We start from the raw sequence: 23,807 nt of genomic DNA, 5'->3' as shown, positions 1-23,807 counted from the left end.
CGGCCTCAGGCGATCTTGCGGGCCTGGGCCTCCGCGGCCTCGGCCGGAGTCGGGGCACCCGGGGCGGGCATCACGACGGGGGTCGGGCTGCCGCCGGTGATCGGGCTGACCGGTTTGGACGCGGCGGGGTTGGCGGCGGCGGGATTTGAGACCGGGGTCTTGGGCGCGGCCGGCGCCGGCTTGGCCTCCTCCTTGACCACCGCCAGGGGGGCGGGCTCGGCCGCGGGGGTGGCCGGTGCCTCGTCCTCGGCCGGGCCGCCGAGGATCTCCGGCGGCGTCTTCCAGACGAAGGCGTCGAGGCGGCCCGAGACCGGCGAGATCGGCGCCCAGCGCTCGGAGGCGATGCCGTCCGCGATCCAGAGCGGGTCGCGCGGGGCGTGGGTCGCGCGGGCGAGCCACTCCCGGGAGCGGCCGCCGGAGCCGTTCTCCGCTTCCTCGATCCGCGCCATCAGCGCGCAGACGCGCACCGTCGGGCGGTCGGCGAGGAGCGGCGCCAGGGCCTCGCGGGCCTTGCCGAATTCCCGGGCGTCGAGGGCTGCCTGGCCGATGGCGATGCGGGCCTCCGGATGCCAGGAGGAGAGCCGGGCCAGGGCCTCGGCCCGGGCGAGCCGGTCGCGGGCGGTGTCGCCGGTGCGCAGGCCGAGATAGACCTTGGCGAGATCGGGATGCGGGTTCGCCTTGAAGGCGGCCTCGACGATTTTGGCGGCCTTCTTCACCTCCGCCCGGCGCGCGAGCAGCCGCCCGGCAATGGCCGCCGCCGGCACGAGGTCGGGGGCCAGCTTCACGGCCTTGAGGGCCTGCTCCGCTGCCGCTTCCGGCTCGCCCGCCTCGCGGCTCTGCGCGGCGGCGGTGAGGAGGACGGCGCGCTGGCGCCGGGCCGCGTTGCGGTCCATCAGGCCGAGGGAGGCGCGGCGCTCCACGGTCTCCACCGCAGCCGACCAGTCGCCGTCGGCGCATTGCGCCTCGAGCACGGCCTCGTTCGCCCAGGTCACGCTCGGGGCGAGCCGGGCGGCTTCCGCCGCGTAGGCGCGGGCGGAGGCCTCGTCCTCCCGGCGGCGGGCCTCGACGAACAGGCCGCGCAGGCCGAGCACGCGGGTCTCGGGCTCGTTCGCCATGGTCTCGAAGGCGCGCTCCGCCGCGTCGCGGTCGCCGGAGATCTGGGCGGCCTGCGCCTTCAGGAGCAGGGTCAGGGGCTGCTCGCCGAGCAGGCGCTCGGCATCGCTGGCGTGCCGGCGGGCGGAGAGCGGATCGCCCGAGCCCACGGCGATCATGCCGCGGGACAGGGCGGTCATGCCCTTGGCCCGGCGCCGCTCCCGCGAGGAGCGGCTGAGCGCCCCCGGCAGGCCGAGCGTGCCGCGCACGATGGCGAAGACGAGGCCGACAACGATGGCCGCCACCAGCACGCCGGCAAGCGCCACCGCGAGGGCCATCTCGTAGGCGTTGCCACCCCACACGATGGTCACCGTGCCCGGGTGATCGGCGATCCAGACGGCGCCGTAGGCCGCCGCCGCGAGGAGTGCCAGGAAGATCAGGGCGCGCCACATGGTCTCAGAACCTCCTCGCGGATGCGCCGGTCAGGGCGCCCCCGCTCCGAACGGGAAACGACGGCGTCGCAACGCCTTCGCGAAAACGATGGCCGCCGGGGAGGGCGGCGATGAGCGTCCGGCCTTCCGCCATGGTCAGCGGCCAGTACCCGGCGCGGACAGGCCCTTGAAGGCATCGGCCAGGACCGCCTGCGCGGCGGCATCCGCGGCGGCCCGCGCCTTGAGACGGCTGCCGACATCGCCGGCCTGAGCCTGCTCGTCCTGCGGCAAGGCCTGGAATGCCTTCGCGGCCTCGGCGATGCGGCCGCGGTCGAGGGCCGCTTGCACGGCCTCGACGCTGCCGGCAGCGTCGCCGCTGCCGCTCGCATCGGAGGGCGTGCCCACCCGGCGGACCTGCACCAGGGATTCCGCCATGCTGAACAGGCGGTCGCCGACGCTGCCGGTCTCCGCGACGCTGCGCGCCTTGGCGGCCTTGCGGGCCGCGGTGATCTTGTCGGCGACCGGCCGGAAGGCATCGGCCAGCGCGGCCGCGGTCGGAGCGCCGCTGTCGGCGAAGGGCGCGAGCGGCTCGAGGGCAGCCCCGTTGCCGGCATCGTTCCCGCGCAGCGTCCCGAGGGCGTCCGCATAGGGGGCGCCGGTGGAGAGCGCGCTCACGATCCGGTCGGCGGCGACCACCCGGAGGGCGGCCTGGACGGTCGCGGCCTTCGCACTGTCGTCGACGGTGCGGCCGAGGGCGGCGAGCTTCTCGGATTGCTCCTGAAGCCGGCGGTCGAGACCCTTCAGGTTCTCCTCGGCCTGGGTCTTGCCGGCTTCGGCCGTCTGCCGGATGGCTCGGGTGACGGACTGGATCGCGTTGCTCGCAGACTTCATCTGCTCGTCGACGCTCTGCTCCAGGCTGTCGAGGCGCTGGCCGAGGGACTTGTCGGCCTCGGCATTGGCCTTGATCCGGGCATCGAGATCGCTCGGGTTCGGGCCGCCATTCTCCAGGCGCCCTTCGAGGGTCTTGAGGCGGGTGTCGAGCGCCGCGATCTGCCCGGCCGCCTCGCCGCTCTGGGCGGTACCGAGCTTCGAATCGGCGGGCTGGTCCCTGCCCGGCTCCTCCTGAAGCGCGGAGACGCGCTGGTCGAGGGCATCGAGCCGGGCCACGAGGTCGGCCGGGGCCGCGGGGGCTGCCTCGCCCGCGGCGGGCGCCGGGGCCGAACCGGCCTTCTTCAGGGCCTCGTCCGCCTTCTCCGTCGCGCTCTTGGCGGCCGCGACCGCCTCCGGCACGGCCTTCAGGGCCTGTTCGTTGGCGCCGACGCGCTTGCCCAAGGCCGCGAGCTGGTCGGCGGGGGCCAGGGTGGCGAGCCGCTGGTCGATCCCGTCGAGGCGGGAGGTCTGCCCCTGCGGGACGAGGAGGCCGGTCTGGGCCGCGCCGAACAGGAGCCCCGCGCCGATCACGCCGCCGAGCAGGCCCGCCGCGGCGATCGAGCCGAAGCCCGCGCCGCCCTTGGAGGCCGCCGGGGCTGCCGCGGCTGCGGTCGGCTTCTCGGAGGGCTTCTCCGCCGGCTTGTCGGCCGTCTTCTGCCCCGTCTTCGCGGCCTCGGCCGGATCGGGGATGCGCTTGGCCTTGAGGTCGATGATCGGTCCGTCGGTGATCGCCTCGCCGGTCCGGTCCTTCGCCGCGCCGGGCGTGGGGCCGCCAGGCGTCGCCTTCGCGGCCTCGGGGCCGGAGGCGGGCTTGGCCGAGGCGCCGCCGATGGGGGGCACCGCGCTGCTGCCGGTCGCGCCCGCCTTCACGGGGCCCTCGGGCTTCGCCGGCTCGCTCGTGCCGGGCTTGGCCGAGGGCGGAACCGCGCTGCTGCCGGTAGAGCCTGCCTTGGCCGGTTCCTCGACCTTGGCGCCGCCGAGGGCGGAGGCCGTCTTCACCGGCTCGACCGGCTCTTTCGCGGCCGGCGCGGGCTTGCCCGCCTCCGGGGCCGCCGGGGAGGACACCGCGGGAGAGGACGCGGCCGGGCCGCCGCTGCCGAGGGCGCTGCTGCCGGCGGCGCCGGGCTTGGCCGGGCTCGACGGCTTGGCCGCCTCGGCGCTGGGCTTGGCGGGTTCGGAGGACGCGATCGCGCTACTGCCGGTGGCGCCGGCCTTGCCGGGCGCAACCGGCTTGTTGGCCTCGGGCTTCTGCGTCTCGGACTTGGTCTCGGGCTTTCCGCCGGACTTCGAACCGTCGTTGCTGGGCGTGGTCACCGACCTGTCGTCCTTCTCCCAGGCTGCCGCCCCTGGCCGGTCCGAGGACCCGCCGACGCGCACGCCGATCCCGCGGCCCCAGGGGCCGCCTGATGAAACACCCGTCGCGCCGCCGGCCCCGGCGAGACCGGAACGCGGCCCTCAGCGCGCCTGCGCGAGGCCGGCGAGGAGCGTGTCCTCGTCCGGCCGCGCTGCCACGAAATGGGCCGCGACCCCCCTCTCGACCAGAGGCACGGCCACGTCGGCCGACAGGCAGAAGTGCCGGAGCGCCCGATAGCGCGCCTCGGCGCCCGCGGCTACCGCAAGCTTCGTCGCCGTCTCGGCGCTGCGCCGGGAATAGTGAAGCACGCCGTCGAGTCCACCCTCTTCGCCCCCGAGCGCGGCGAGAACCGTTGCCGGCAAGCGATCGACGGCGCGGGCCGCGTAAGCCGTCCAGACGGCGACGCGGAAACCCGCCGCGGCGAGGGTGGCGCCGGGCTCCGCCTTGCGGTCGGCCCCGGCCGGGTGCAGCAGCCGCGCGCCGGGGGGGCAGGTCCGCCCCACCAGGGCGGCGAGGGCCTGCGCGTCCCCGTCCGCGCTCACGACCTCCGCGAAGCCGGCCCTGCGCGCCGCCTCCGCGGTGCGGCGGCCGACGGCGAAGACCGGGAGGGCCGCCGTCGCGCCGAGGGCGGCGAGGGGCTCGGCCGCGCTCGCGCTCGTCAGCAGCACCGCGTCGAAGGGGCCTTCCGGCGGCCTCTCCCCGGTCGGGGCGACCCGCATCACCGGTGCGATCAGCGGGCGATGGCCGAGCTCCGTCAGGCGCGCGGCGGTGCGCGACGCGCCGGGTTCCGGCCGGGCCACCCAGATGCGCATGCCGCCCTCCGCGCCGCCGCGGGCCCTGTCGCCCCCGCGCGAAAAGCCGTAAACCGGGGCCGCGCCGGCCGGCAATCCCGGAGGCGGCGCGTCCGGATTCCAAGTCAGGGTTTCGCGCGTCATGAAGATCCTCGGCATCGAGACCACCTGCGACGAGACCGCCGCAGCGATCGTCTCGCCGGGGGAGGGGGAGAAGGCTCCCGGCCTCATCCTCGCCAACGAGGTGCTGAGCCAGATCGCCGAGCATGCGGCCTATGGCGGCGTGGTGCCGGAGATCGCCGCCCGCGCCCATGTCGAGGTGCTCGACCGGCTGATCGCCCGCGCCCTCGACAGGGCGGGCACGCGCCTGTCCGATCTCGACGGCATCGCCGTCGCGGCCGGGCCGGGGCTGATCGGCGGCGTCCTGATCGGGCTGGTGACGGCCAAGACGCTCGCCCTCGTCACGCGCAAGCCCCTGCTCGCCGTCAATCATCTGGAGGCGCATGCGCTGACCCCGCGCCTCACCGACGGCATCGCCTTCCCCTACCTGCTGCTCCTGGCCTCGGGCGGTCATACCCAGCTCGTCGCCGTGAAGGGGGTGGGCGACTATGTCCGCCTCGGCACCACCATCGACGACGCCATCGGCGAGGCCTTCGACAAGGTCGCCAAGCTCCTGGGCCTCGGCTATCCCGGCGGCCCCGAGGTCGAGCGCCTCGCCGAGAGCGGCAACCCGGAGCGCTTCGCCCTGCCGCGGCCGATGATCGGGCGGCGCGAGGCGAACTTTTCCCTCTCCGGGCTGAAGACCGCCCTGCGGATCGAGGCGGAGAAGCTCACGCCGCTCGCGGGCGCCGACGTGGCCGATCTCTGCGCGAGCTTCCAGGCCGCGGTGGTCGACGTCGTGGTCGACCGCGTCCGCGTGGCCCTGCGCGGCTTCGGCGCCGTCGCCGGGCATCCGACCGCCCTGGTCGCGGCGGGGGGCGTGGCGGCCAACGGCGCCGTGCGCCGGGCGCTCGCGGCCCAGGCCGGCGAGGTCGGGCTCGACTTCGTGGCGCCGCCCCTGAATCTCTGCGGCGACAACGGCGCCATGATCGCCTGGGCCGGCCTGGAGCGCCTGCGCCTCGGCCTGGTCGACGACATCACGGCGCCCGCCCGGGCCCGCTGGCCGCTGGCCGCGCCGCAGGCCGCGGCTTGAAGCAGCGGCCGCGCTACCGTTACGGTCGCGGCAACCTGCCCGACCTGCGCCTGTCCGAGCCGGAGCCCCCGGCGCCGGGAACCGAGGCGGAGCGCCGGGCCCGCTGGCGCGACCTCGTCGACCGGCGCCTGCCGGAGGCGGCCCGCACGCGCCCGGACTGGCCGGTGCGCCTCGACCATTGCTTCGCGCGCATCCTCCTCGACAATGCCTGCGGCGCCCCCTGGCGCGAGAGCGTGGCGCCCCCGGCCTGGGCCAACATGCCGGAGGACCGGCTCACTTTGGCGCTGGAGCTTGGCGAGGCGGTGCTCGAAGGACGGGCGGATCTCCGGCTCCTGAACGACCGCTCCCTGGCCTGGCGCCACAAGCGGCCGCTGCCCGCCGCGCCGGAGGTCCTGCGCGCGGGAGATCTGATCCTGCGGCGCTGGCGGCGCGCGGACGACGAGGCCTTCGCCGCGCTCAATGCCGATCCGGCGGTGATGCGCTTCTTCCCGGCCCTGCGCGGCCGGGACGAGAGCGTGGCGGAGGCGCGCGCCCTCGATCGCCGCTTCGAGGCGGACGGGTTCGGCCCCTGGGCGGTCGAGATCGCGGGCGGGCTGCCCTTCGCCGGGTTCGTCGGCGGGATGCGGGTGATGCGGGCCATGCCCTTCGCCGGCGGCGCCCGGCCGGGCGACACGGTGGAGATCGGCTGGCGGCTCGCCCGGGACGCCTGGGGCCGCGGCCTCGCCACGCGCGGGGCCCGGCTCGCCCTGGCCGATCTGCGCGAACGCTGCGGCATCGCCGCCGTCGTCGCCTACACGGCGGAGGGCAACCAGCCCTCGCGGGCCGTGATGGAGCGCCTCGGCATGCAGCGCGCCCCGGAGGAGGATTTCGACCATCCGGCCCTGGCGCCGGATTCGCCCCTGAGCCGGCACGTGCTCTACAGGCTCACCCTCGCACCCGCCTGACGAAATGGGCGCCCGGCTCGCGCCGGACGCCCGTTCGTGCCGAGACGTCGCGTCGGTTCAGGCGATGGCGCGGGCCGATTGCGCGACCTTCTTCACGGATTCGTCGACCGCGCCCGCCGCCCGGGCGATGCCCCCCATATTCGTGCGCACGGTGTCGACGTTGCGTGCCGCGATCTGCATGTTGCTCGAGATCTCCTGGGTCACGGCCGCCTGCTCGGTGACCGCGGAGGAGACGCTCATCGAGATCTCGCTCAGACTGCCGATGGTCGCCGCGATGGCCTCGATCGCGCTCACCGCCTGGCCGGTCGATTCCTGCACGGCGGAGATCTGCTTGCCGATATCCTCGGTCGCGCGGGACGACTGGCCCGCCAGCGCCTTCACCTCCGAGGCGACGACGGCGAAGCCGCGGCCGGCTTGGCCGGCGCGGGCGGCCTCGATCGTGGCATTGAGGGCGAGAAGGTTGGTCTGATCGGCGATCGAGCGGATCACCGAGATCACCTCGCCGATGCGCTCCGCCGCGGAGGTCAGGCTGGAGACGATGGCGCCGGCCTGCTCGGCCTTCATCACGGCCTCGTCCGAGACGTTCTTGGCTTGGCTGGCGTGGCGGCTCAGTTCGGAGATCGAGGCTGCGAATTCCTCCGTGCCGGCGGCCACCGCCTGCACGTTGTCCGAGGCGGTGGAGACCGCCTCCACCGCCGCGATCGCCTGGCGGCTCACATCCGTCATGGCCACGGTGATCTCGCCGAGATCGGCCTCGATCGCGCGCTGGCCTTCGGCCCGGCGGAGGCGGTCGGCGACGCGCTGGGTCACGTCGCTGCAGAACTTCACGACGGCGCAGGGCTTGCCGTCCTCGTCGAACACCGGATTGTACGAGCCGTAGATCCAGACCTCGCGGCCGTCCTTGCCGAAGCGCTTGAACTCGCCGCTGTGGTAACTGCCGCTTCCCAGGGTCTGCCAGAACGCGGCATAGGCGGCGCTCTCGCGCTCGGCCTGCGTCACGAAGATGCTGTGGTGCCGGCCCCGGACCTCTTCGAGGCTGTAGCCCACCGTCTTGAGGAAATTCTCGTTCGCGTCGGTGATGGTGCCGTCGAGGGCGAAGTGGATCACCGCCTGCGACCGGTTGATCGCCGCGATCTGCGCCTCGTGGGCGGCGTTCTCCAGCTTCTGCGCCGTGATGTCGACGGCGATCTTCACGATCTTCGCCGTCCGGCCCCTGGCATCGAGCACGGGATTGTAGGAGGCCTGCATCCAGATGGTGCGGCCGTCCTTGCCGATGCGGCGAAACTCCCGCGACTGGACCTCGCCCGCCTTCAGGCTCGTCCAGAAGGCGCGATACGCCTTGCTCTCGCGCTCGGCCGGCGGCACGAACATGCTGTGGTGGCGGCCCAGGATCTCGTCGAGGCCGTAGCCCACGAGCTTCAGGAAATTCTCGTTGGCCGAGAGCACCTCGCCGTCCCGCGAGAAGCTGATGCGGGCCTGCGACCGATCGATCGCGCGCAGGACCGCGTCGTGGTCCGAATTGAAGAATACCACCGGCGCCCCCCATTCCTCGCACTCAATGGTGCACAACCGGTCTTGATTTAGATTGCTTATTTTTTTGTGAACGACCGAAAAATTTGAGAACGGGCGAGCTGAGGCGGACTGTGTGATTGTTGTCACTGAACTCAGCCGAAACGATGAACCAGTGCTGATGCAACCGGTCGGCCCGATGAACTAAACCAATATATGTCGTATCTCGCTAACATTTGGGGCGCTTCGAGCGACCGCACACGAACGATGCATGCGGAAACGCGCGGTGATTCTCGGGCGCTCCGGCCCGCAGGCCGCGCGGAACGCTCTGGCCGGCCGGCGCCCCTTACGCGAAAAGGGGGTCGATCGCGTCAGGGAGTTTCGGAATGGCGATGTCGGGTGAAGCCGCGAACCAGGTGGCGGTGATCGGCGGCGGCGCATGGGGGACGGCGCTGGCCAACGCTGCCGCGGCGGCGGGCCGCGACGTGATCCTGTGGCTGCGCGACCCGGAGGCCGCCGCGACGATGGCGCGGACGCGGGTGAACCAACGCTACCTGCCCGGTGTGACGCTGCGGAACGGCGTGCGGCCGACCGCGGCGGAGGGCGATCTCGCGACGGCGGGGACGGTCCTGTCGGTGGTGCCGGCCCAGACCCTGCGGAGCGTCCTCGGGCGCCTGGAAGGCGCCCTGCGGGAAGATGCGCCGCTCGTGCTCTGCGCCAAGGGGATCGAGCGCGGCTCCGACGCTTTCATGAGCGCCGTCGCCGCGGAGGCCCTGGGGCCGGGCCGCCGGATCGCCGTCCTGTCGGGGCCGAGTTTCGCCTCCGACGTCGCCCGGGGCCTGCCGACCGCGGTGACGCTCGCGGCGGAGGACGGGGCGCTGGCCGCGCGGCTCGCGGGTCTGCTCTCCGGGCCGAGCTTCCGGCTCTACCACACGGACGACGTGCGCGGGGTCGAGATCGGCGGCGCCGGCAAGAACGTGCTCGCCATCGCCTCCGGGATCGTCGCCGGGCGGGCCCTCGGCGAGAGCGCCCGGGCCGCCCTGATCGCCCGGGCCTTCGCCGAACTGATGCGCTTCGCCCGCGCCTATGGCGGCCGCCCGGAGACGCTGATGGGCCTGTCCGGCCTCGGCGATCTCGTGCTCACCGCCTCCTCGCCGCAATCGCGCAACTTCGCCTTCGGCGAGCGGCTCGGCCGCGGCGCCTCGCCGGAGGAGGCCGCGGGCGGCAAGCTCGCGGAGGGCGCCTTCACCGCCGCGGCCCTGGTCGGCCTCGCCCGTGCCCGGGACGTCGAGATGCCGGTGGCCGAGGCCGTCGCCGCCATCGTCACGGGCGCGGCGGGCGTCGACGACGTGATCGCCCGCCTGCTGGCGCGTCCCCTCAAGGGAGAGTTCGAATGAGCGCGGGTCCGATCCACGCCTTTCTCTCGGGATCCGGCAAGGACGGCAGCGGGCGCCGCCTCGCCGATGTGCTCGCCTTCGACGATGCGCGGATCGAGGGCGTGCACGACTTCATCCAGTGGTGCTTCCCGCTGCCCGAGGCGAGCCGGGCGGTGCCCGGCGCCCCCGTGCTGGGAGCGGAGGAGGCGGAGGCGATCCGCGCCGATCCGCAGGCCCTGGCCGGGCTCGACGCCGCCCTCGAGCGGATGACGCGCTTCTATCGCGACACGCAGGGCTGGCTGCGCGCCTACGACCACAATCACCTGCGCATCACGCGGATCCTCGCCGCCACCCGCGCGCTGGCCGGCCTTCAGCGGGCGCAGCGATTCCATGTGTTCGTGACCGAGCGGAACCGAGAGGCGGGCGCTCCCGTCAATCCTGAGAGCCTGGATTTCTGGCGGAGGACCCTCGACGTTCCTCAAAACTAATTTTCGAGCCTGGGCTAATGGATGGCGTGAAATTTTGTTCAGGTGACAGACAGGGCCGCTCGTCCAAAAATTCTACCTCGATTGGGTTCGGCGCGATCGGATCTCCGTCCAAAGTTCGGTTGACGGCTAAGGTCGGTCCGATATCCCGGTTGTGGCGATGAGGCGGTGAACCTGCGCGCGGCGGTCCTGAACGACCGCGTGGACGCCTTCATCGAACGAGACCGACGCCGGGAGCGGCGGCCGGCCGGCGCGATCAGGGGCCCAGGGAGAGCGAACGTGACCAATACCGGCGAATTCAACCAGGGCCACGGGGCCGAGGCCTCCGGCCTGCGCCATCTCAAGGCCGTGCACTGGAACCTGGAGGCGCCGCGCCTCTACGAGGAGGCCCTGCGCCGCGGCGAGGCGGAGCTCGCCCAGGGCGGCGCGCTGGTCGCCACCACGGGGAGCCATACCGGCCGCTCGCCCAAGGACAAGTACGTCGTGCGCGACGCGTCCACCGAGAACGAGATCTGGTGGGAGAACAACGGCGCGATCACGCCGGCGCAGTTCGCGGTGCTTCATCGAGACTTCCTCGCCCATGCCGAGGGCAGGGAGCTGTTCGCGCAGGATCTCTACGGCGGCGCCGATCCGGCCCACCGCGTGAAGGCGCGCGTCTTCACCGAATTCGCCTGGCACTCCCTCTTCATCCGCAACCTGCTGATCCGGCCGGCGCGCGAGGAGATCGCGGGTTACGTGCCCGAGCTGACGATCATCGACCTGCCGAGCTTCGAGGCGGATCCGGCCCGGCACGGCTGCCGCACCAAGACCGTGATCGCCATCGACTTCTCGAAGAAGATCGTCCTGATCGGGGGCACCGCCTATGCCGGCGAGATGAAGAAGTCGGTCTTCACCTACCTCAACTACATCCTGCCCGGGGCGGGCGTGATGCCGATGCACTGCTCGGCCAATGCCGCCCTCGACGCGGCCGGCGACTCGGCCCTGTTCTTCGGCCTCTCCGGCACCGGCAAGACCACGCTCTCGAACGATTCCTCGCGCCAGCTGATCGGCGACGACGAGCATGGCTGGAGCCCGGAAGGCATCTTCAACTTCGAGGGCGGCTGCTACGCCAAGACCATCCGCCTGTCGCGCAACGCGGAGCCCGAGATCTACGCCACCACCGAGCGCTTCGGCACGGTGATGGAGAACGTGGTGATCGATCCGATGACGCGCCGCCCGGATTTCGACGATGCCTCGCGCACGGAGAACACCCGCTGCGCCTACCCGCTCGACTTCATCGCCAATGCGAGTGCGACCGGCCGGGCCGGGCACCCGAAGAACATCGTGATGCTGACCTGCGACGCCTTCGGCGTGATGCCGCCGATCGCCAAGCTCACCGGCGCCGAGGCGATGTACCACTTCATTTCCGGCTATACCGCCAAGGTCGCCGGGACGGAGCGGGGGCTGACGGGGCCGGAGGCGACCTTCTCCACCTGCTTCGGCGCGCCCTTCATGCCGCGCCATCCCAGCACCTACGGCAACCTGCTGCGGGCGCTGATCGCCAAGCACGACGTCGATTGCTGGCTCGTCAACACCGGCTGGACCGGGGGCGGGGTCGGCACCGGCCGGCGCATGCCGATCCGCGTGACCCGGCGGCTGCTCGCCGCCGCCCTCGACGGCTCCCTGTCGAAGGCCGAGTTCCGCCGGGACCCGTATTTCGGCTTCGCGGTGCCGGTCGCGGTGCCGGGCGTCGAGCCGCACATCCTCTCCCCGGTCAAGACCTGGGCCAACAAGGCCGCCTTCGCGGAGACGGCGGAACGCCTCGTCGGCATGTTCCGCGACAACTTCAAGCGCTTCGAGAGCCATGTCGATGCCGACGTGAAGGCGGCCGAGCCGGCCACCTCCATCGCGGCGTAAGACGCCTTCGGTCGACCTGTCCGAGGACGGCGGCGGGGCCTCTCGCCGCCGTTTCCGTTCCGTGCTCCCGGAGGATCAGAAGGGCAGCTTCATGCCGGGCGGCAGGGGCAGGCCCTTGGTGAGCTCGGCCATCTTCTCCTGGGCGGTCGCCTCCGCCTTGGCGCGGGCGTCGTTCACGGCGGCGACGATCAGATCCTCGAGGATCTCGCGCTCGTCCGGGTTCATCAGGGAGGGGTCGAGGGTGATGCCCTTGAGCTGCCCCTTGGCGGTCATCCGCACCGCGACGGCCCCGCCGCCGGAGCTGCCGGCCACCTCCACATGGTCGAGCTCGCTCTGAAGCGAGGCCATCTTCTCCTGCATGGCCTGGGCCTGCTTCATGATGCCCATGATGTCGCGCATGTCGTGACCGCTCCGGTGCTGTCGTGGTCGCTTCCCGGGACGAGACGCCGGCCGGCGTCGGGAAGCGCGTCGCAGAAAAGGTTCTTGCCGCGGCTCGCGGGGATCCCGATCCCTCACATGACCGCAGGGCCGCCCGAATCCAAGGCGCGGCCGGATCGTTGCCGAAACGCGCGGAGCTGAGCCACCGCGTCGGAATGCCTCCTACGCGTCCTCCTCCTCGGGGGGGGACCCATCGGACAGGGCACCGAGATCCGGTTCCGCAGGCTCGTCGGCCACCTTCTCGCGCACGTCGACGATCTGGGCGCCGGGAAAGCGGGTGAGGACTTCGCGGACGAGGGGATGGGCAGCGGCGTTCTGGTGCCGCGTCTCCTGTGCGCTGCGCGCCCGGGATTCGAGCGTCGGCGCCCCCTCTTCCTTGGAGAGGGCGACGATCCAGCGCCGCCCGGTCCAGGCGTCGAGGGCCCGGGCGAGGTCGTTGGCGAGGGTCTGGCGGCCGCCGGGGGCGAGGCGGAACTCGACGCGCCCATCCTCGAAGCGGACGAGATGGCAATCCCGCTCCAGCGCCGTCCGCAGCCCGATATCCCGGTGCTGGTCGGCCAGGGCGACGAGGTCCTCGAACCGGCGGATCTGCGGGCCGGCGGGCTCCGGCGCCCGCTGGGCGGGTTCGGCCATGGCCCGCGGCGCCGCGCTGGTGGCGACCAGGGCCGGCCGGGGCGGCACGTCCATCCGCGGCGGCATGACCGCGACGGGCTCCTCGCGGGGGGCGGCGGGTGCGACGGGGGCCGGCGCGGGCGCGCTCAGGGCCTCGCCCTTCAGGCGCCGCAGCGTCTCGTCGGGCGTCGGCAGGTCCGCGGCATAGGCGAGGCGCACCAGCGCCATCTCCGCCGCGGCGAGGGGCCGGCTCGCCATCTGCGCCTCGGGGACCGCCTTGAGCAGGATCTGCCAGGCCCGCGACAGCACCCGCACCGAGAGCTTGCCCGCGAAGGCGGCTCCGCGGGTGCGCTCGGCCTCGCTCAGGGTCGGGTCCGCGGCGGCCTCCGCCGGCACCAGCTTCAGGCGCGTGACGAGATGGGTGAAGCCGGCGAGATCCGAGAGCACCACCGCCGGATCGGCCCCGGCATCGTATTGCGCGCGCAGCTCCGCGAAGGCGGCGGGCACGTCGCCCTTCATCACCGCCTCGAACAGGTCGACGATGCGGGCGCGGTCGGCGAGGCCGAGCATGTCGCGCACCCCCGCCGCGGTGACGGCGCCTGCGCCGTGGGCGATCGCCTGATCGAGCAGGGAGAGGGCATCGCGCACCGAGCCCTCGGCCGCGCGGGTCAGGGCCGCGAGCGCCTCGTCCTCGATCGCGACGCTTTCCGCCGCGCAGATCTTGCGCAGATGGGCGGAGAGCGTGTCCGCCTCGACGCGGCGCAGGTCGAAGCGCTGGCAGCGCGAGAGGATGGTGACGGGGACCTTGCGGATCTCGGTCGTGGCGAACACGAACTTGGCGTGGGGCGGCGGCTCCTCCAGCGTCTTCAGGAAGGCGTTGAACGCCTTCTCCGAGAGCATGTGGACCTCGTCCACGATGTAGACCTTGTAGCGGGCCGAGACCGGCGCGTAGCGGATGCCGTCGATGATGGCGCGCACGTCGTCGATGCCGGTATGCGAGGCGGCATCCATCTCCAGCACGTCCATGTGCCGGGATTCCATGATCGCCTGGCAGTGCAGCCCGAGCTCGGGCATGGCGATGGTCGGTCCGCTGTCGGGCGCGCCCGCGCGGACATAGTTCAGGCCGCGGGCCAGGATGCGGGCCGTGGTGGTCTTGCCGACCCCGCGCACGCCGGTGAGCATCCAAGCCTGGGGAATCCGGTTGGCCCGGAAGGCGTTCGCCAGGGTGCGCACCATGGCGCCCTGGCCGATCAGATCGTCGAAGGTCTGCGGCCGGTACTTGCGGGCGAGCACCCGATAGGGTGTCGGCGCCGCAGCGGGAGCCGGCATGCCGGGAAGACCCGGCTCGTCGATCAGCGTGCCGCGAGTCTCGTCCATGCCGGCTCGGATGTCGGGTGGAGGCGCCGCTTCAAGCGGCCGCTCGCTGCAAGGCGAGAGGTGGGAGGCTGGACAAAGACCCGCTCGGTCTCGTTAGGGCTGCTTCCTTCCGGACCTGACCCGGTTGGCGAGTGAAACGTCCCTCGCCAACCTCCCGCGCCGTATATGGCCGCAGCCGCGCGGCGATGCAAGCGGGGCGTTGGCCCGGTTGCCGGGTCCGCACCCGCCGCTCGTCCTCCGCGCCCAAAAGCGGCGGGGGCTCGGCCTCGCGGCGCTGAGCGCCGGCGACCTACTCGGCCTTGCGCTTCACGATGGCCATGGTGTTCGGGTCGATCTTCAGGTCGACCTTCTTGCCCGAGCTGTCGATCGCGTCGTCGACCTCGATCATGCCGTCGTCGAGTTCGACCTCGTCCCACTTGGTGAAGCCTTCCTGCTTCAGCAGCGCCTCGACCTTGGCCTGCTGGTCCGGCGGAAGCTTCTGGTCGGCGAGGGCCGGACCGCCCGCGGCCAGCGCGAGGCCGAGAACCGCGAGGGCAAGGGGGCGCAAGGTCATGGTCGATCTCCTCTACGATAGAACTGGCGGGCGAACGGCCATCGCGGTTTCCGGTTCCAGTTGCACTGCCGAGGCGCCGGCTTGGGAAAAGCCCGCGCTTGGCCGCCATCCCCTGTGACAGGCGGCCCGGCCCCGCTTAACCTTTGTTGGGAAGGCGGGGATCGTTCGGCACATGGTCACGCGGGTCGCGACGGTCGCGTTCGAGGGGATCGAGGCACGGGCGGTCGACGTCCAGGTCCAGATCGCGCCCGGCGCCGTCGCCTTCACCGTGGTCGGCCTGCCCGACAAGGCGGTGGCCGAGTCGCGGGAGCGCGTGCGCTCCGCCCTGATCGCCTCGGGGCCGGCGCTGCCGGCCAAGCGCATCACCGTCAACCTGGCTCCGGCCGACCTGCCGAAGGAGGGCTCGCATTACGACCTGCCCATCGCGCTGGCCGTCATGGGCGCCATCGGCGCGCTGCCGGCGGATGCGCTCGCGGGCTACTGCGTTCTCGGCGAGCTCGCCCTCGACGGGACGATCACGGCAGTGGCCGGGGTGCTGCCGGCGGCCATGGCGGCCAACGAGAGGGGACTCGGCCTGATCTGCCCGGCCGCCACCGGCCCCGAGGCGGCCTGGGCCGCCGGGGACATGGACGTGCTGGCGCCGCGCTCGCTCATCCAGCTCGCCAACCATTTCAAGGGCAGCCAGATGATGGCGCGGCCCGAGCCCGCGGTCGCCTCCCTCGACGGCCCGATGCCGGATCTGCGCGACATCAAGGGCCAGGAAGGCGCCAAGCGCGCCCTGGAGATCGCCGCGGCCGGCGGCCACAACCTGCTGATGAACGGGCCGCCGGGGGCCGGAAAGTCGATGCTCGCCGCGCGGCTGCCCTCGATCCTGCCGCCGCTCGGGCCGCGGGAGCTGCTCGAAGTCTCGATGATCCAGTCGGTGGCGGGCATCCTGAAGGGGGGCGCCCTCTCGAACCGCCGTCCCTTCCGCCAGCCGCACCATTCCGCCTCGATGGCGGCCCTGGTCGGCGGCGGGCTGAACGCGCGGCCGGGCGAGGTCTCCCTCGCCCATGGCGGCGTGCTCTTCCTCGACGAATTGCCCGAGTTCACGCCGCAGGTGCTCGATTCCCTGCGCCAGCCCATGGAAACGGGCGAGGTGATGATCGCCCGGGCCAATCATCGCGTCACCTATCCGGCCCGCTTCCAGCTGGTGGCGGCGATGAATCCCTGCCGCTGCGGGCAGGCGCTGGAGCCCGGCTATGCCTGCCGGCGCGGGCCGAACGAGCGCTGCATGGCGCAATACGGCGCCCGCATCTCCGGGCCGCTCCTCGACCGGATCGACCTCGTCCTCGAGGTCGGGGCGGTGACGGCCGCCGATCTCATCCTGCCGCCGCCGGCGGAGGGCTCGGCGGAGGTCGCCGCCCGGGTCGCCGCGGCACGCCGGCGCCAGGGCGAGCGCTATGCCGGGCGCGGCCTGCCGGCCGCCGTCACCAATGCGAGCTGCCCCGCGACCCTGATCGAGGAGGTCGCCCGGCCCGATGCGGAGGGAACGGCTCTGATCCGGCAGGCGGCGGAGACGATGCGCCTCTCCGCCCGGGGCTTCCACCGGACGCTGCGCGTCGCGCGCACGCTGGCCGATCTGGACGGCGAGGCCGAGGTGCGCCGCCTGCACCTGGCCGAGGCCCTGTCCTACCGATCGCGCGGGGACAAGCCGGCCGCCGCGGCCTGACCGCTTCCCGCGTCCCCTGGAGGCCGCTACACGCTCGCCCTCCCCACTGGCGCGGAGATTCCCTTGCCGATTCGTTCCCTCACCGCACTGGCCGCGTCCCTGGCCCTGTTCGCGGCCCTGCTCGCGCCGGCCGCGGCCCAGGACAAGCCGAAAGCCGTGGCGACCTTCTCGATCCTCGGCGACCTCGTGTCCCAGGTCGGCGGAGACCATGTCAGCGTGCGCAGCCTCGTCGGCCCGGATGCCGACGCCCATGGCTACAACCCGACGCCGGAGGATGCGCGGGCGCTCGCCGGTGCGGCCATCGTCTTCGCCAACGGTCTCGGCTTCGAGGGCTGGATCGAGCGCCTGATCAAGGCCTCCGGCACCAAGGCGCCCGTGGTCACCGCCTCGGACGGCATCCGGACGCTGCCCGCCAATCCCGAGCACGACCATGGCCATGAGCCGGGTCACGATCACGGGCACGACCATGGCGGGGAGGCGCATGCGGATCCGCATGCCTGGCAGAACGTGGCCAATGTGAAGGTCTATGTGGCGCGCATCCGCGATGGCCTCGCCAAGGCCGATCCCGCCCATGCCGCCGACTACGCGGCGAACGCGACGGCCTATCTCGCGAAGCTCGACGCCCTCAATGCCGAGATCCGCGCGGCGGTGGCGGCGATCCCGGCCACGCAGCGCCGGATCATCACGACGCACGATTCCTTCGGCTATTTCAGCGAGGCCTACGGCCTGCGCTTCATCGCGCCCCAGGGCATCTCGACGGACAGCGAGGCGAGCCCGCGGGACGTCGCCCGCATCGTGCGCCAGGTGCGGCAGGAGAAGATCCCGGCGGTGTTCCTGGAGAACGTGGCCGATCCGCGCCTGATGGAGCAGATCGCCCGCGAGAGCGGCGCCCGGATCGGCGGCCGGATCTATTCCGACGCCCTGTCGACGAAGGACGGCCCGGCGCCGACCTATCTCGACATGATGCGCGCCAACCTGAAGGCCTTCCGCGAGGCCCTCGGACAGAGTTGAACGGGGACTCAGCCGCCCGTCATCGGCGGGAAGAACGCGATCTCGCCCGCCCCGGCGATGGGGCTGTCGGGCTTGGCGTGCACCCGGTCGATGGCGGCGCGGATCACGGCCTCGTTCTCGAAGGCGTAGGCATATTCCTCGCCCCGGCTTTTCAGCCAGGCCACCAGGTCGGCGACGGTGCGGGTTTCCGGCGGCGGCTCGACCGTCTCATCCGGACGGCCGATGCGCTCGCGCACCCAGGCGAAATAGACGAGCTTCATCGCAAAAGGTCTCAGCGCGGGTCGTCGATGACGTGCTTGATGCCCGCCCTCATGTAATCCCAGCCGGTATAGAGCGTGAGGGCCGCGGCGATCCACAGCAGGACCAGCCCGGCGACCGTGGTGCCGGGCAGGATCGTCTCGCCCGCCGGCCCGGCCACCAGGAAGCCCAGGGCGAGGAGCTGCACGGTGGTCTTCCACTTGGCGACCTTGCTCACCGGCACGCCGACCTTCAGCTCGGCGAGATATTCGCGGAGGCCGGAGACCAGCACCTCCCGGCACAGGATCACGATCGCCGCCCAGAGGGAGAAGCCGGAGATGGTGTGGTCCGCCGCCAGCATCAGCAGGCAGGCGGAGACCAGGAGCTTGTCGGCGATCGGGTCGAGCATGCGGCCGAGGGCCGAGCTCTGGGCGTAGGCCCGGGCGATATAGCCGTCGAGATAGTCGGTGACGCCGGCCGCCACGAAGACCGCGAAGGCGGCGAAGCGCAGGCGCACGTCGTCGGGCCAGAACAACAGGGCCGCCAGCACCGGCACGGCGGCGACGCGCCCGTAGGTGAGGCAATTCGCGACCGTCCAGGCCTGCGAGCGGGGTCGGGGAAGGACGGCGTTCATCGCTGGGGTGAAATCATGGGCGGAAAGGAGCGTCAACAGCGGCGTTGACCGGGCTGCGCTCAGTTCCCGGCATGGAAGTGGTCGTACACGGCGCGCGCGGTGGCCGCATTGACGCCGGGCGTCTTGGCGAGGTCCTCCAGCGCCGCCCGCTGGATCGCCTTCACCGTCCCGAAATGATGGAGCAGCGCGCGCTTGCGGGAAGGCCCGATGCCGGCGATCTCGTCGAGGGGGTTCCTCACCATCTCGCGCTTGCGCTTGGCCCGGTGCGTGCCGATGGCGAAGCGGTGGGCCTCGTCCCGCAGCCGCTGCACGAAATAGAGGGTCGGGTCCCGCGGCGGCAGCTTGAAGGGGGCCTTGCCCGGCACGAAGAAGGTCTCGCGCCCGGCATCGCGGTCGCGTCCCTTGGCGATTCCGACGAGGGGCACGTCGCTCACCCCGATCTCGGCGAGCGCCGTGCGGGCCGCCTCGACCTGTCCCTTGCCGCCGTCGATCAGGACGAGGTCGGGCCAGGCGGGGAAGGCGTCGGGATCCTCCGGCTCCGCCGGAGCGGGCAGGGCGGCGGCTTCGAGGGCGCCCTCAGCCGCTTCGAGGCCCGCCCGCGGCGCCTCCTTGGCTAAGCGCTTGAAACGACGGGTGAGAACCTCGCGCATCATCCCGAAATCGTCCCCCGGCACCAACTCCTCCGACTTGATGTTGAAGGTGCGGTAATGCGTCTTCATGAAGCCCGAGGGACCGGCGACGATCATCCCGCCGACCGCGTTCGTGCCCATTATGTGGGAGTTGTCGTAGACCTCGATGCGGCGCGGGGCCTTGTCGAGGCCGAAGGACTGGCCCAGGGCCACGAGCAGCTTGCCCTGTGAGGCGGTGTCGGCGAGGCGCCGGCCCAGCGCCTCCTTGGCGTTGCGCTGGGCGTAGTCGACGAGCGCCTTGCGCTCGCCCCGCTGCGGCCTGTGGACCTCGACGCGATGCTCGACCCGCATGGACAGGGCGGCGGCAACGAGTTCCGCATCCTCAATGGCGTGGCTGACGAGCACGGTGCGGGGCGCCGGCTTGTCGTCGTAGAACTGGCCGATGAAGGAGGCGAGCACCTCGTCGGGGCTCATGGTCCGGTCGGCCTTCGGGAAATAGGCCCGGTTGCCCCAGTTCTGGTAGTTCCGGAAGAAGAACACCTCGATGCAGAACTGGCCGGCCTGCTCGTCGAGGGCGAAGACGTCGGCCTCCTCGACTCCTTGCGTGTTCACGCCCTGGGTGCCCTGGATCGCGGAGAGCGCCGCGATGCGGTCGCGGAAGCGGGCCGCGCGCTCGAATTCCAGCGCCTCGGCCGCGTTCTCCATCTCCTCGCGCATGCGGTCCTTCACCGCGTTCGACTTGCCCGAGAGGAAGCCCCGGGCGCTTTCGGCGAGCCCGGCATAATCCTCCAGGGAGATCTCCCCCGTGCAGGGGCCGGAACAGCGCTTGATCTGGTAGAGCAGGCAGGGCCGCGTGCGATTCTCGTAGTAGCTGTCGGAGCATGTGCGCAGCAGGAAGGCGCGCTGCAGGGCGTTCACCGTGCGATTGACCGCCCAGACGCTTGCGAACGGGCCGTAATAGTTGCCCTTGCGGCGGCGGGCGCCGCGATGCTTCACGATCTGGGGCGCGTCCCCGTCCGCGGTGAGCAGGATGTAGGGGAACGACTTGTCGTCCCGCATCAGCACGTTGAAGCGCGGCTTGAGCTGCTTGATGAGGTTGGCCTCGAGCAGCAGCGCTTCCGTCTCGGTCGCCGTGGTGACGAATTCCATCGCCGCCGTCTGGGCGATCATCCGGGCGATCCGGTTCACATGCCCGGTGCCGCGGGTATAGGAGGCGACGCGCGCCTTCAGGTTCTTGGCCTTGCCGACGTAGAGCACGTCGCCCTTGGCGTCGAACATCCGGTAGACGCCGGGGGAGGGCGGCAGCGTCGACCAGAACCGCCGGATCACCTCCGTCCCGGCCTTGACCGCGCCGGGCTCGAAATCGAAGTCGATCTCGGGCGCCTCGTCGAGGGCAGGGGCTTCCTGGTCCTCGTCGTCCCGCTCGTCGAAATTCTCCGGCGGGACGTCTCCGTGGGCGGATCGGGGCGCAACGCGGCTCATGCCGCCGATGTAAGGCTCGGCGAATCCGCTTGGAAGAGCCTGTCGCGCTGCGGTCAGTCGAACAGGGCGTCGATATCACACTGATCGACGTGGCCCGGGTCCTCGGCGAGTTTCGGCCCGTTGAGGAGGGAGCTCTCGTCGTCGATGGCGGGGGCGACCTCGGTGACGTCGAGGAGTTCGCGGAAGCTGTCGAGACCGCTCCAGGCCTCGATCATCCGGTCGAGATGCTCCTCGATGAACTTGAGCACGTTGACGATCTTGTTGATGCGCTGACCGGTCAGATCCTGGAAGTTGCAGGCCTCGTAGGCGATGATCACACGATCGAGGATGACGTCGAGGTTGCCCTGGTGCGCTCTCGTCAGCCGGGCGCTGCGCAGCATGCTGGCGTTGTTCTCGATCTCCTCCAGGGCTCCAAGGATCGTGGAGGTCGCACGCTCGGTCGATTCGACGACGGCGTCGAGCTCGCCGGCAACGCGGCGCATGCCTTTGCCGTTGCTCTCGGAGCGGTGGAGCGTCGCGATCTCCTTCTTCGTGCGGGTGATCGCCTCCTTCATCAGGTCGAGCTCGCCCCGCATCGCGAAGGCCTCGTTCAGCTCTCGCCGGCAGGCGTCGATGGTCTCGCCGGCACTCGAGAGGGTGATCTTCCGGAGATCCTGAATGGCGGTCAGGATCTCGCCGACCCGCGGGTCACTGCCGTTGCTGCCGGAAGGCGAGGGCGTGCCGAGGCCGAGGCTGTCTTCGATCCGATAGCGTTTGTTCATCATGGCAGGCGGCCCGAGCGAAGAGCGGTCGACACGCAGACTTCGCGCAGAGTGCTTTCGATTTGCTGAAGGCGCGGCGAGGAAGTGTGAATTCATGCATCGTTGACGAAAATCTCGAATCCCCGATCCGCCGGGTGCCCCTCGGCCCGATTCACCACGTTCCTTCACCGCTTCGAGGCCAGGCCGAATCGATGCTCCCGTCGGAAGACGAGCGGAGCGAAGGCGATGCGTGCAGGTGTGGGGGCGGCCCTCGCCCTTCTCTTGGTGGGCGGGAGCGCGCAGGCGCAGACCGCGGGTCAATATGGCGGCGGCTTCATCGAGTTCCTGATGACGGGCGGCGGTCCGGCCCCGGCCTATCGCGGTGGCCCGCGGGTGCCGGATGACGGCGTACTGCCCGGCCATTCGGCCGCCTACGGCTACGGCGGCCCGGGTGCACCACGCTACGCGGCCGCCGACCCGGCGGATCCGTATCGGCCGATGCCCGAGCCCCGTCGCACGCGGATGGCCGCCCTGCCGCCGGACATGGCGGGCGAGGAACGAATCGCCCGCGCGCCCGACGCACGCTTCGCCCGGCAGGTGGTCGCCTTCGAGGGCCGGCAGCGTCCCGGCACCATCGTGATCGATACCGAGGCGAAGTTCCTCTACCTCGTCCAGTCCGGGGGGCAGGCGATCCGCTACGGAATCGGGGTCGGCCGGCCTGGCTTCGTCTGGACGGGCACCAAGACGATCAGCCAGAAGCGGGAATGGCCGGACTGGACGCCCCCGGCCGAGATGATCCTGCGCCGCCCCGATCTCCCGCGGCACATGGCGGGCGGCCCCGAGAACCCGCTGGGCGCCCGGGCGCTCTATCTCGGCTCGTCGCTCTACCGGATCCACGGCACCAACGAGCCGCACACGATCGGCCAGAACGTCTCCTCGGGCTGCATCCGCATGATGAACGAGGACGTCATCGACCTCTACGAGCGTACGCCGGTCGGCACGCGGGTCGAGGTGCTCTGACCCGTCCGGACTCTACGGACCGACGAAAACCCCCGCCGCCGGGGAAACCGGCGGCGGGGTTTTCTTCATCGGACGCCTGCGAGCGGCGAGACCAGATCAGACCCAGTCGTCGTCCCCGCCGCCATCGCCGAAATCGGCGCCCGGATCGTCGAAGGAGGCGTCCTGGAAGCCGTCATTGCCGCCGCCGAGGGCGGAACCGAGATCCTGGTCGCTGCCGCCGCCGAAATAGTTGTTCTCGACGATGGTCTCGCCCCCGCCCGCCAAGCCTGCGGCGGACGCGCTGCCGAGCTGGGAATGGCCGCCGGCGAAGGCGTTGGAGAGCGCGCTGCCGAGCAGCATGCCGCCCGCGGCACCGGCCGCCATCGGAAGCGCGGTGGCGAGGAAGCCGCCGCCCCGGGCCGGCTGCTGCGGCTGGCCGCCCCATGGGCCTCCCTGAGGCCCCCCATAACTGCCCTGCGGGGGATAGCCGGGCTGGCCGCCATAGCCACCCTGCGGGCCGTAGCCGGGGGGAGGAGCCGCGCCGTAGCCGCCCTGATTGCCCCAGGGCTGGCCGGCCGGCCGTTGCTGCTGCGGCTCGGGACGGGAGCCGCCGCCGAAGATGCTGGACAGGAAACCGCCACCGCCGGACGATTGCGGCTGCGGGGCGCGACGCGCCTCCTCGAGCTGCTGGTTGAGGCTCTTGATCGCCTCTTCCTGCACGTAGATCAGCTGCGCCATCGCGTAGGGCGCGTAGGGCTGGCTTCGCAGCTTGTCGGCGATGAAGCGCTCGGCGTCGGCGTCGCGCGGCTGGTTCGAGGCCTGCTCGAGCCGCTGAAAGATGCCGTTGATGATCTCGCGTTCTTCGCTGTTCATCGACCCTTCCTCCTGAAGGCAGGCGGCCGCGCCACCCTGCGTCGGATCAGGAGATGGGGGGAGCAGGGCGAATTGTCAGGGGGCTTGAGCGTTTTCGACGGGGGCGGAGCGCCCGGCCAACCGAAATTTTTTTGCTGCGAGAGAGCGGGACTTGGCCCCGGAAGCGCCGGAAGCCGTCTCCTGCGCCGGCGGAGCAGGATCGGAACGAAAAAAGCCCGGCTCTCGCCGGGCTTTCTCTGGAAGTGCGCGCGACCGAACGGATCGGGCGCGGTCGCGCGGGGATCGTTTCTCGTCGTTTCGGCTCAGTACGAGCCGAACTTGTAGTTGATGCCGGCGCGGACGACCGCGAACTCGGTATCGCGGACCTGACGGCCGCCGCTGACGAGCACGACGCCCGGGCTGGTGACGCTGACGGTGCGGCCGATCGTGTCGGTCGCGAAGGCGCCGTTGCCGGCCGAGCCGCGGTCGAGGTTCACGTACAGACCTTCCACCTTCAGCGTCACGGCGGACG

General features: G+C 71.8%; 20 protein-coding genes, 1 other RNA gene and 1 pseudogene. 8 read left to right on the top strand and 14 right to left on the bottom strand.

Features of this window, described 5'->3' with window-relative positions; translation table 11 throughout:
* Positions 1–5 precede the first annotated feature (5 nt).
* From MFF21_RS17425 to MFF21_RS17415, 3 genes are all read right to left on the bottom strand, one after another.
* A complete protein-coding gene (locus MFF21_RS17425) occupies positions 6–1,544 on the bottom strand; it encodes a heme biosynthesis protein HemY (protein WP_238312565.1) in 1,539 nt (512 codons plus the stop codon).
* A gap of 135 nt (positions 1,545–1,679) precedes the next feature.
* A complete protein-coding gene (locus tag MFF21_RS17420) occupies positions 1,680–3,767 on the bottom strand; it encodes a hypothetical protein (RefSeq protein ID WP_238312564.1) in 2,088 nt (695 codons plus the stop codon).
* Between the two features lie 141 nt (positions 3,768–3,908).
* The gene (locus MFF21_RS17415) at positions 3,909–4,619 is read right to left on the bottom strand and encodes a uroporphyrinogen-III synthase (RefSeq protein ID WP_238312698.1); all 711 of its coding nucleotides are present in this window, start codon (positions 4,617–4,619) and stop codon (positions 3,909–3,911) included.
* A 121-nt stretch (positions 4,620–4,740) separates the two neighbouring features.
* Here MFF21_RS17415 and tsaD point away from each other — a divergent pair, with 121 nt between their 5' ends.
* Together tsaD and MFF21_RS17405 are read left to right on the top strand one after the other, a co-directional pair.
* On the top strand, positions 4,741–5,790 hold the full coding sequence (tsaD, locus tag MFF21_RS17410) for a tRNA (adenosine(37)-N6)-threonylcarbamoyltransferase complex transferase subunit TsaD (RefSeq protein WP_238312563.1): 1,050 nt from the start codon (positions 4,741–4,743) through the stop codon (positions 5,788–5,790).
* A gap of 50 nt (positions 5,791–5,840) precedes the next feature.
* A complete protein-coding gene (locus MFF21_RS17405) occupies positions 5,841–6,734 on the top strand; it encodes a GNAT family N-acetyltransferase (RefSeq protein ID WP_238312696.1) in 894 nt (297 codons plus the stop codon).
* A gap of 57 nt (positions 6,735–6,791) precedes the next feature.
* Here MFF21_RS17405 and MFF21_RS17400 read toward each other — a convergent pair whose 3' ends face one another.
* On the bottom strand, positions 6,792–8,267 hold the full coding sequence (locus MFF21_RS17400; protein ID WP_238312562.1) for a methyl-accepting chemotaxis protein: 1,476 nt from the start codon (positions 8,265–8,267) through the stop codon (positions 6,792–6,794).
* 368 nt (positions 8,268–8,635) lie between these two features.
* On the opposite strand from MFF21_RS17400, the gene MFF21_RS17395 reads away from it, so the two are divergent.
* The 3 genes from MFF21_RS17395 to MFF21_RS17385 all read left to right on the top strand — a co-directional run bounded on the left by MFF21_RS17395 (position 8,636) and on the right by MFF21_RS17385 (position 12,000).
* Positions 8,636–9,640 (top strand): NAD(P)H-dependent glycerol-3-phosphate dehydrogenase, encoded by a 1,005-nt coding sequence (locus tag MFF21_RS17395; protein ID WP_238312561.1) that lies wholly within the window; start codon positions 8,636–8,638, stop codon positions 9,638–9,640.
* Positions 9,637–10,107, top strand: coding sequence for an opioid growth factor receptor-related protein (locus MFF21_RS17390; RefSeq protein ID WP_238312560.1), 471 nt, complete (start codon positions 9,637–9,639; stop codon positions 10,105–10,107). Before MFF21_RS17395 ends, MFF21_RS17390 begins: the two co-directional genes overlap by 4 nt.
* Before the next feature lie 276 nt (positions 10,108–10,383).
* Positions 10,384–12,000: a phosphoenolpyruvate carboxykinase gene (locus tag MFF21_RS17385; RefSeq protein ID WP_238312559.1), complete on the top strand. Its 1,617-nt coding sequence runs from the start codon at positions 10,384–10,386 to the stop codon at positions 11,998–12,000.
* Positions 12,001–12,075: 75 nt separating this feature from the next.
* On the opposite strand, the gene MFF21_RS17380 is transcribed toward MFF21_RS17385, so the two are convergent.
* From MFF21_RS17380 to MFF21_RS17365, 4 genes are all read right to left on the bottom strand, one after another.
* Positions 12,076–12,399, bottom strand: a complete 324-nt coding sequence (locus MFF21_RS17380) for a YbaB/EbfC family nucleoid-associated protein (RefSeq protein ID WP_238312558.1) — start codon at positions 12,397–12,399, stop codon at positions 12,076–12,078.
* Positions 12,400–12,600: 201 nt separating this feature from the next.
* The gene (locus MFF21_RS17375) at positions 12,601–14,427 is read right to left on the bottom strand and encodes a DNA polymerase III subunit gamma/tau (RefSeq protein ID WP_238312557.1); all 1,827 of its coding nucleotides are present in this window, start codon (positions 14,425–14,427) and stop codon (positions 12,601–12,603) included.
* Between the two features lie 59 nt (positions 14,428–14,486).
* Positions 14,487–14,583, bottom strand: an RNA gene (gene ffs / locus MFF21_RS17370) — signal recognition particle sRNA small type.
* 133 nt (positions 14,584–14,716) lie between these two features.
* Positions 14,717–14,980 (bottom strand): PepSY domain-containing protein, encoded by a 264-nt coding sequence (locus tag MFF21_RS17365; protein ID WP_238312556.1) that lies wholly within the window; start codon positions 14,978–14,980, stop codon positions 14,717–14,719.
* Between the two features lie 172 nt (positions 14,981–15,152).
* On the opposite strand from MFF21_RS17365, the gene MFF21_RS17360 reads away from it, so the two are divergent.
* Together MFF21_RS17360 and MFF21_RS17355 are read left to right on the top strand one after the other, a co-directional pair.
* Positions 15,153–16,691, top strand: a complete 1,539-nt coding sequence (locus MFF21_RS17360) for a YifB family Mg chelatase-like AAA ATPase (protein WP_238312555.1) — start codon at positions 15,153–15,155, stop codon at positions 16,689–16,691.
* 69 nt (positions 16,692–16,760) lie between these two features.
* Complete coding sequence (locus MFF21_RS17355; RefSeq protein ID WP_373325047.1) at positions 16,761–17,702, top strand: metal ABC transporter substrate-binding protein; 942 nt, start codon at positions 16,761–16,763, stop codon at positions 17,700–17,702.
* Between the two features lie 8 nt (positions 17,703–17,710).
* On the opposite strand, the gene moaD is transcribed toward MFF21_RS17355, so the two are convergent.
* Genes moaD through MFF21_RS17335 form a run of 4 tightly spaced genes read right to left on the bottom strand, consistent with a single transcriptional unit; the run spans position 17,711 to position 21,448 of the window.
* Complete coding sequence (gene moaD / locus MFF21_RS17350; protein WP_238312554.1) at positions 17,711–17,962, bottom strand: molybdopterin converting factor subunit 1; 252 nt, start codon at positions 17,960–17,962, stop codon at positions 17,711–17,713.
* 11 nt (positions 17,963–17,973) lie between these two features.
* The gene (gene pgsA, locus MFF21_RS17345; protein WP_238312553.1) at positions 17,974–18,573 is read right to left on the bottom strand and encodes a CDP-diacylglycerol--glycerol-3-phosphate 3-phosphatidyltransferase; all 600 of its coding nucleotides are present in this window, start codon (positions 18,571–18,573) and stop codon (positions 17,974–17,976) included.
* 59 nt (positions 18,574–18,632) lie between these two features.
* Positions 18,633–20,684 carry an excinuclease ABC subunit UvrC gene (gene uvrC, locus MFF21_RS17340; protein ID WP_238312552.1) on the bottom strand — a complete coding sequence of 684 codons (2,052 nt, stop codon included), beginning with the start codon at positions 20,682–20,684 and terminating at the stop codon, positions 18,633–18,635.
* Positions 20,685–20,737: 53 nt separating this feature from the next.
* Complete coding sequence (locus MFF21_RS17335; RefSeq protein ID WP_238312551.1) at positions 20,738–21,448, bottom strand: chemotaxis protein; 711 nt, start codon at positions 21,446–21,448, stop codon at positions 20,738–20,740.
* Between the two features lie 222 nt (positions 21,449–21,670).
* Here MFF21_RS17335 and MFF21_RS17330 point away from each other — a divergent pair, with 222 nt between their 5' ends.
* Complete coding sequence (locus tag MFF21_RS17330; RefSeq protein ID WP_238312550.1) at positions 21,671–22,444, top strand: L,D-transpeptidase; 774 nt, start codon at positions 21,671–21,673, stop codon at positions 22,442–22,444.
* Positions 22,445–22,540: 96 nt separating this feature from the next.
* Here the strand turns inward: MFF21_RS17330 and MFF21_RS17325 are convergent, their stop codons facing one another.
* A complete protein-coding gene (locus tag MFF21_RS17325) occupies positions 22,541–23,296 on the bottom strand; it encodes a DUF2076 domain-containing protein (RefSeq protein ID WP_238312549.1) in 756 nt (251 codons plus the stop codon).
* 302 nt (positions 23,297–23,598) lie between these two features.
* Positions 23,599–23,807: pseudogene (locus tag MFF21_RS17320) on the bottom strand (porin family protein); the annotation flags it as partial.

The sequence above is a fragment of the Methylobacterium organophilum genome (assembly GCF_022179465.1).
GTDB lineage: Bacteria > Pseudomonadota > Alphaproteobacteria > Rhizobiales > Beijerinckiaceae > Methylobacterium > Methylobacterium organophilum.
This window is presented reverse-complemented; position numbering and strand designations above follow the sequence as displayed.